The 7,293-nt window shown below is 65.5% G+C and carries 8 protein-coding genes; 2 read left to right on the top strand and 6 right to left on the bottom strand.

Features of this window, described 5'->3' with window-relative positions; genetic code table 11:
• The 4 genes from KXJ60_RS15865 to KXJ60_RS15850 form a co-directional block, all read right to left on the bottom strand.
• Positions 1 to 394, bottom strand: a 394-nt coding sequence (locus KXJ60_RS15865) for an aminotransferase class V-fold PLP-dependent enzyme (RefSeq protein WP_291130096.1), incomplete at its 3' end; no start/stop codon positions are given.
• Between the two features lie 66 nt (positions 395 to 460).
• The gene (iscR, locus tag KXJ60_RS15860) at positions 461 to 997 is read right to left on the bottom strand and encodes a Fe-S cluster assembly transcriptional regulator IscR (protein WP_291130093.1); all 537 of its coding nucleotides are present in this window, start codon (positions 995 to 997) and stop codon (positions 461 to 463) included.
• 244 nt (positions 998 to 1,241) lie between these two features.
• Entirely contained in the window at positions 1,242 to 3,362 is a 2,121-nt protein-coding gene (uvrB, locus tag KXJ60_RS15855; protein WP_291130090.1) for an excinuclease ABC subunit UvrB, read from the bottom strand.
• Complete coding sequence (locus KXJ60_RS15850; RefSeq protein ID WP_291130087.1) at positions 3,316 to 3,681, bottom strand: DUF6172 family protein; 366 nt, start codon at positions 3,679 to 3,681, stop codon at positions 3,316 to 3,318. The genes uvrB and KXJ60_RS15850 overlap by 47 nt, the downstream gene beginning before the upstream one ends.
• 77 nt (positions 3,682 to 3,758) lie before the next feature.
• On the opposite strand from KXJ60_RS15850, the gene KXJ60_RS15845 reads away from it, so the two are divergent.
• The gene (locus KXJ60_RS15845; RefSeq protein ID WP_291130084.1) at positions 3,759 to 4,361 is read left to right on the top strand and encodes a 3'-5' exonuclease; all 603 of its coding nucleotides are present in this window, start codon (positions 3,759 to 3,761) and stop codon (positions 4,359 to 4,361) included.
• Positions 4,362 to 4,371: 10 nt separating this feature from the next.
• On the opposite strand, the gene KXJ60_RS15840 is transcribed toward KXJ60_RS15845, so the two are convergent.
• Together KXJ60_RS15840 and KXJ60_RS15835 are read right to left on the bottom strand one after the other, a co-directional pair.
• The gene (locus tag KXJ60_RS15840; protein WP_291130081.1) at positions 4,372 to 4,584 is read right to left on the bottom strand and encodes a DUF3820 family protein; all 213 of its coding nucleotides are present in this window, start codon (positions 4,582 to 4,584) and stop codon (positions 4,372 to 4,374) included.
• Positions 4,581 to 5,408, bottom strand: coding sequence for an alpha/beta hydrolase (locus KXJ60_RS15835; RefSeq protein ID WP_291130076.1), 828 nt, complete (start codon positions 5,406 to 5,408; stop codon positions 4,581 to 4,583). The genes KXJ60_RS15840 and KXJ60_RS15835 overlap by 4 nt, the downstream gene beginning before the upstream one ends.
• 177 nt (positions 5,409 to 5,585) lie before the next feature.
• On the opposite strand from KXJ60_RS15835, the gene KXJ60_RS15830 reads away from it, so the two are divergent.
• On the top strand, positions 5,586 to 7,289 hold the full coding sequence (locus KXJ60_RS15830) for an AMP-binding protein (protein ID WP_291130068.1): 1,704 nt from the start codon (positions 5,586 to 5,588) through the stop codon (positions 7,287 to 7,289).
• Positions 7,290 to 7,293 lie beyond the last annotated feature (4 nt).

The raw sequence follows: 7,293 nt of genomic DNA, 5'->3' as shown, positions 1-7,293 counted from the left end.
GGCCGTCGGCCTGCACGTCGAGGTAGGTCACTTCAAAACCCTGGCGCTCCAGCTCGCGCATGGTGTCGAGCACGGCCTTGTGTTCGGTCTTGACGGTGATGAGGTGCTTGCCCTTGGTCTTGTAGAACTGGGCTGCGCCCTTGAGCGCCAGGTTGTTGGACTCGGTCGCGCCGCTGGTCCACACGATTTCACGGGGATCTGCACCGATCAGCGCAGCCACCTGCTCACGCGCGGTTTCAACGGCTTTCTCGGCTTCCCAGCCCCAGGCGTGGCTGCGAGAAGCCGGGTTGCCGAAATGCTCGCGCAGCCAGGGAATCATGGCGTCCACCACCCGTGGATCGCACGGGTTGGTGGCGCTGTAGTCCATGTAAATGGGAAAGTGGGGTGTGCTCATGGCGAAAACGTTCGTGGGCTGTCGTTGATGGAGGCCTGCGGGTTTTTCTACCCGCTCAGGCCGGGCTCATTTCGAAAACGCGGCGCCTCCGAGGGCAAACACCGAGTTGGGCGCGTTCACGCGGATCGGCTTGACCACCGGCGCGCTGGAAATGGCCCGTTTGATCATGGGCGCGTTTTCCACCACCACGCCTTTGGCCAGCTGCTCATCCACCAGCGACTGCAGGGACACGGAGTCGAGGAAGTCGACCATCTTGGCGTTGAGGGCTGCCCACAGCTCATGCGTCATGCAGCGGTGGCCTTCACCCAGGCAGTTTTCCTTGCCACCGCATTGCGTGGCGTCGATCGGTTCATCGACGGACACGATGATGTCGGCCACCGTGATGTCCCCCGCCTTGCGGCCCAGGGTGTAACCCCCACCCGGCCCACGGGTGGACTCCACCAGTTCATGCCGACGCAGTTTGCCGAAGAGCTGCTCCAGATACGACAGCGAAATCTGCTGACGCTGGCTGATGGCCGCGAGCGTGACGGGGCCGTTGTTCTGGCGCAGGGCCAGATCGATCATGGCGGTGACCGCAAAGCGGCCTTTGGTCGTGAGGCGCATTTCAAGCTCCTTGTAGTGTTGGCTTGACTGTCGTGGTATTTGCCCGCCGGGTTGAACACCCTTTGGACCCCTTCTCCACCCACCCCGACCCGTTGCGGATCTGTTTATCGAAGGCTATCCCGACTGTTTTCGTCGAGTATAGCGCAATCCCGAGTGATTGGCTTGGTGACTGTCTGTCGCCACGGGCTGGCCGCGCGCCGGCCGCCTCTTTTAAACCAATGAGGTCAATTCTAGACTGAATAGTTCAAGTCAGGCTGTCGGCACCTGGCGCGCCGAACACCTGGGCCTTGAGATGCGCGAGCTGATCGCGCACGCCAGCGGCCTTTTCGAACTCGAGATTGCGGGCGTGCTCGAGCATGAGCTTCTCCAGGCGCTTGATCTCCCGCGCCACGTCCTTCTCGCTCATGTCTTCAACGCTGGCACGCTGTGCGCTCTCTGCCGCCAGGCGATCGGCCTCACGGCCTGCCTTCTCGCTGTAAACGCCATCGATCAGGTCTTTGATGCGCTTGTTGATGCTGCGCGGCTCGATGCCCATGGCGAGGTTGTGCGCAACCTGCTTGTCGCGGCGGCGGTGGGTCTCGTCCATCGCCTTTTTCATGGAGTCCGTGATGCGGTCGGCGTAAAGAATCGCGCGGCCATTGAGGTTGCGTGCGGCACGCCCGATGGTCTGGATCAGGCTGCGTTCGGAGCGCAGAAAACCTTCCTTGTCGGCATCCAGAATGGCCACCAGCGACACCTCGGGAATGTCCAGACCCTCTCGAAGCAGGTTGATGCCCACCAGCACATCGAACGCGCCCAGGCGCAGATCGCGAATGATTTCCACGCGTTCGACCGTGTCCACATCGCTGTGCAGGTACCGCACCTTGACGCCGTTTTCGGTGAGGTAGTCGGTGAGCTGCTCGGCCATGCGCTTGGTCAGGGTGGTGATCAGCACTCGCTCGTTTTTCTCCACGCGGATGCGGATTTCCTGCAGCACATCGTCCACCTGATGGGTGGCCGGACGCACCTCCAGCTCGGGGTCGACCAGGCCTGTGGGGCGAACCACCTGCTCCACCACCTGACCGGAATGTGTCTTCTCGTAGTCGGCCGGCGTGGCCGAAACGAACACCACCTGGCGCATGCGCTGCTCGAACTCGTCGAGCTTGAGCGGGCGGTTGTCAAGCGCACTGGGCAGGCGAAAACCGTACTCCACCAGCGTGGTCTTGCGCGCGCGGTCGCCGTTGTACATGCCGCCAAACTGGCCCATGAGCACATGGCTTTCGTCCAGGAACATCACGGCGTCCTTGGGCAGGTAATCGGTCAACGTGGACGGCGGCTCGCCGGGCAGGCTGCCCGAGAGGTGCCGGGAGTAGTTCTCGATGCCCTTGCAATGGCCCACTTCACTGAGCATTTCCAGATCGAAACGCGTGCGCTGCTCCAGCCGCTGCGCCTCCACCAGCTTGCCGGCCGCCACAAACTCCTTGAGGCGGTCTGCCAGCTCGAGCTTGATGGCTTCCACCGCGTGCAACACCTGCTCGCGCGGCGTGACGTAGTGGCTGCTGGGGTACACGGTGAAGCGCGGGATTTTCTGCCGCACCTTGCCGGTGAGCGGGTCAAAGAGCTGCAGCGTCTCGACCTCGTCGTCAAACAGCTCGATGCGGATCGCCATCTCGGAGTGCTCGGCGGGGAACACGTCAATCGTGTCGCCACGCACGCGGAACTTGCCGCGCGAAAAGTCCTGCTCGTTGCGCGCGTACTGCATGCGCACCAGCTGGGCGATGAGGTCGCGCTGGCCGATCTTGTCGCCGGTGCGCAGCGTCATCACCATCTGGTGGTAGCTCTCAGGCTTGCCGATGCCGTAGATGGCGGAGACGGTGGCAACGATGACCACGTCGCGCCGCTCCAGGATGCTCTTGGTACACGAGAGCCGCATCTGCTCGATGTGCTCGTTGATCGCGCTGTCCTTCTCGATGAACAGGTCGCGCTGCGGCACGTAGGCCTCGGGCTGGTAATAGTCGTAGTAGCTGACGAAGTACTCCACCGCGTTCTTCGGGAAGAACTCGCGGAATTCGCTGTAGAGCTGCGCGGCCAGGGTCTTGTTGGGCGCGAACACGATGGCCGGGCGCCCCAGGCGGGCGATCACATTGGCCATGGTGAAGGTTTTGCCGGACCCTGTGACGCCCAGCAGCGTCTGGAACACCTCGCCGTCGTTCACGCCTTCCACGAGCTGGCGGATGGCTTCGGGCTGGTCGCCCGCGGGCGGATACGGCAGAAACAGCTCGAAGGGCGAGCCGGGAAAGCGCAGGAATTCGCCCTCGGCGGGCGCGTCGCTCACCCCGTCAGTCGGTGGATTTTTCGGCGTCGGGGGCAGTGTCGTCTGGGGCATCTGAGGATTGTGCCGGATGGTCGCGGTCAGCTTCTGTCCGCGATTTGCGCACGCCGGGCTTGGCGAGGATCTCGACGTAGGCCTGCTCTGCGCCCTCGCGCGCCAGGGCGTCGAGCTGGGCGATCAGCGCCGAGAGGTGCACGACCCCGGCCGCCTCTTTCGTGGCGCCCAGGCGGCAATCGAAGTCCAGAAAGTCGACGCCTTCGGGCAGGTCGCGGCGGCGCTCGCGCTTGAGGTATTTGCGAATCTCGTGTTTGACGGCTTCGAGCACGCGGTCGCGGTGACGGCCTTCTTGGGTCAGGGGGAAGATTTTTCTCATGGCGGTCGGGCGCGCGTGCGGCGCGGAGTCAGGGAACGAAGCGCGCGATTATGCGCGCCGGGGTATCCTGAGCCGCCATGACCTCCCGAGAACAACACCCCACACCCAGCAAGGACGACATCGCCTTGCTGGAGCCCTTCGAGCAACTCGGGCTGAACCGCATCACGCTGGTGAGCACGGCCGCCCAGGCGCGCGAGGCGTGTGCGGCGCTCATCGAGCACACCGTCTGGGGCTTTGACACCGAGTCCAAACCGACCTTTCTGAAAGACCAGGTGTCTGACGGCCCGCACATCGTGCAGCTGGCCACCCTGGAACACGCCTGGGTGTTCCAGTTGAACGACCCCGATTGCCGCGCGCAGGTGGCCGGCCTGCTGGCACACGGCGGCCATATCAAGGCGGGCTTCGGTCTGGGGGATGACACCAGGCGCATCGTCGCCAAGCTTGCGGTGGAGCCAGCCGCCGTGATGGAGCTCAATGCCGTGTTCCGCGCGCGCGGCTACCGCAAGGACATGGGCATCAAGGGCGCGGTGGCGGTGCTGTTCAACCGGCGCTTCCTCAAATCCAAAAAAGCAGCCACCTCAAACTGGGCCAACCCGCGGCTGACCGAAGCGCAACTGATTTACGCCGCCAACGACGCCTGGGGCGCGGCCCGCGTGTACCACGCGCTCGGGCTGGACTGAGGGCGCGCGCTCAGCGGCGGCGCAGCGGCAAGAGCAGATCGCTCAGACCGTTGTGGTCGATCTCGTGCATGAGCGCCAGCAGGCGGCCGACCTCGCCCTTGGGGAAGCCTTCTCGGGCGAACCAGTTGAGGTAGTTGCCGGGCAGGTCGGCAATCACGCGGCCCTTGTATTTGCCGAACGGCATTTCCACCGCGAGCAGGCGCTCCAGGTCTTCGGGCTTCATGGCGGTGACACGGAACGGTCGAGCCAGGCGCGCACGCAGGCGTTGAATTCGATGGGCTTCTGGCGCATCACCCAGTGGCCGGTGTCCAGCGCCAGCACCGCGCAGCCGGGCGCGCGGGCCAGTTGATCGAGCCAGGCCGCGGAATGGAACATGAAGGGTTTGCGCCGCCCGTAGATGTAGAGCGCGGGCATGTCCACACCCAGCAACCGCTCGACACGCGCCACGCCGCGCAGCCCGCCGTGGGTGCCGAACCACTGCATGGCGTAGGGGTAGTTCATCTGCCAGCCGATGTCCTGTGGCGGGTTGCGGCAGCGGGTCGCGCGCGCCATGTAGCGCGTCATGCGGTTGGCCAGCCACGGCCACCACGGCCCGACCTTCCAGGCCAGCGCCAGCCAGAGCTGGTAGCCGGCAATCAGGCGTTTTTCCCGTGCGCTCAGTCCCTTGAGGTAGGCCGCAGAGCCGGTGTCACCCACGTCCACTCCCACCACCCGCGCCACCCGGTCGGGGTGGCGGGCGGCGAACTCGTAGCCGAAGAAGCAGCCCCAGTCGTGCAGCAGCAGCGACACGGGCTGGTGTGGGCTGACGGCATCCACCACCTTGCGCAGCAAGCCCGACATGGCGTCCACCGACACCGAGCGCGCGGGCTTGCGCAGGTCGTAGCCGGGCAGGCACACGCGCACGCACCGGTAGCCCTCGCGCAAGGCCTCCACCGTCTCATCCCACAACGCGGGGGTGTCGGGCCAGCCATGCAACATGAGCACCACGTGGGTGCCCTCGCCTTCCACGAGCACGTTCACGCCTTCGATCTGCAGGGGGGTGGGCATGCGCGGGCGTCTCCGGTGGGGTGATTCGGGCAGCGCGCATCGTACTGCGACGCCCGCAGGATGGGCAGCCCATGCAACGCAACGGAACACCTCGCCACTCAGGGAAATCCCGGGCGTGTGCACGCACACACCGGCGGTCATGATGGCCAGAGAACACCAAAACCCGAGAGGACTGCCATGCCACACACGCCCGCCAGCACCGCGTCGTACACCCAGGGCGCGACCCTGCCCGCGCTGCACGACATCACCATCGGCCAGGCACTGGAGCAAGCCGCCCGCCAATGGGGCGAGCGCGAAGCGCTGGTGATTGCGCACCAGGAGGTTCGGTGGAGCTGGACAGAGCTGCTGCGGCGCAGCGACGCGCTGGCCGCAGGCCTGCTCGCGCTCGGCCTGGAGCCGGGGGACCGCGTGGGGATCTGGGCGCCCAACTGCGCGGAATGGACACTGATGCAATTCGCCACGGCGCGCGCCGGGCTCATCCTGGTCAACATCAACCCGGCGTACCGCAGCAACGAACTGGCCTATGCGCTGAACAAGGTGTCGTGCAAGGCGCTGGTGCTGGCGCCTGCGCTCAAGTCCAGCAACTACATCGAGATCCTGCGCAGCCTCGCACCCGAACTCGACGCCCAGGCGCCCGGCCAGTTGCAGGCCGCCGCGCTGCCGCACCTGCGTTGGGCCATCCGGCTGGGCGAAGAGCGCACAGCCGGCATGCTGGCTTTCGACGACGTGCCGGCGCTGGCGGGCGCCGCAGAGCGTGCGCAGCTCGCGGCGATCGCGGCGCGGCTTCGGCCCACTGACCCGATCAACATCCAGTTCACCTCGGGCACGACCGGCTTTCCCAAAGGCGCCACGCTCACGCACCGCAACATCCTGAACAACGGCTTCTTCGTGGGCGAGGCCATCCGCCTCACGCCGCAAGACCGGCTCTGCATCCCGGTGCCGCTCTACCACTGCTTCGGCATGGTCATGGGCAACCTCGCCTGCGTCACGCATGGCTGCGCGATGGTGTACCCCTCGGAGGCATTCGATCCGCTGGCCGTGCTGCACACCGTACAGGCCGAGCGCTGCACCGCGCTCTACGGCGTGCCCACCATGTTCATTGCCGTGCTGGACCACCCGCTGTTCTCCACCATCGACCTCTCCAGCCTGCGCACCGGCATCATGGCCGGCTCGCCCTGCCCTATCGAGGTGATGAAGCGCGTGCAGTCGCAAATGCACATGCACGAGGTCACCATTGCCTACGGCATGACGGAAACCTCACCCGTGTCCACCCAGAGCGCGGTGGACGATCCGGTGGACCGCCGCGTGTCCACGGTCGGGCGCGTGCAACCGCACCTGGAGGTGCAGATCGTCGACACCGACAACCGGGTCGTGCCCCGTGGCGTGGTGGGCGAACTGTGCACGCGCGGCTACTCGGTGATGCTTGGCTACTGGGACGACGCCGAGAAGACGCGCGAAGCGATTGACGCCGAGGGCTGGATGCACACCGGCGACCTCGCCACCATGGACGCCGAGGGCTATGTGAACATCGTCGGCCGGCTCAAGGACATGGTGATCCGCGGCGGCGAAAACGTGTACCCGCGCGAGGTCGAGGAGTTTTACTACCGCCACCCCAAGGTGCAGGACGTGCAGGTGGTGGGCGTGCCCGACCCGCGGTTTGGCGAGGTGCTCTGCGCCTGTGTGGTGCTCAAGGCGGGGGAGAAGGCCACGCCCCAGGAGCTGCAGGATTTCGCGCGCGGCCAGATCGCGCACTACAAGGTGCCGGCCTACTTCGAGTTTGTCGACGCGTTTCCCATGACCATCACCGGCAAGATCCAGAAGTTCGTGCTGCGCGACGCCATGGTCGCCAAGCTGAATCTGAAAGCGGCCGCCACGGCCTGAGCGG

Source organism: Hydrogenophaga sp. (genome assembly GCF_019264445.1).
Classification (GTDB): Bacteria; Pseudomonadota; Gammaproteobacteria; order Burkholderiales; family Burkholderiaceae_C; genus Hydrogenophaga.
Note: the sequence above shows the minus strand (reverse complement) of the source record. Positions and strands in the feature narration are given on the sequence as shown.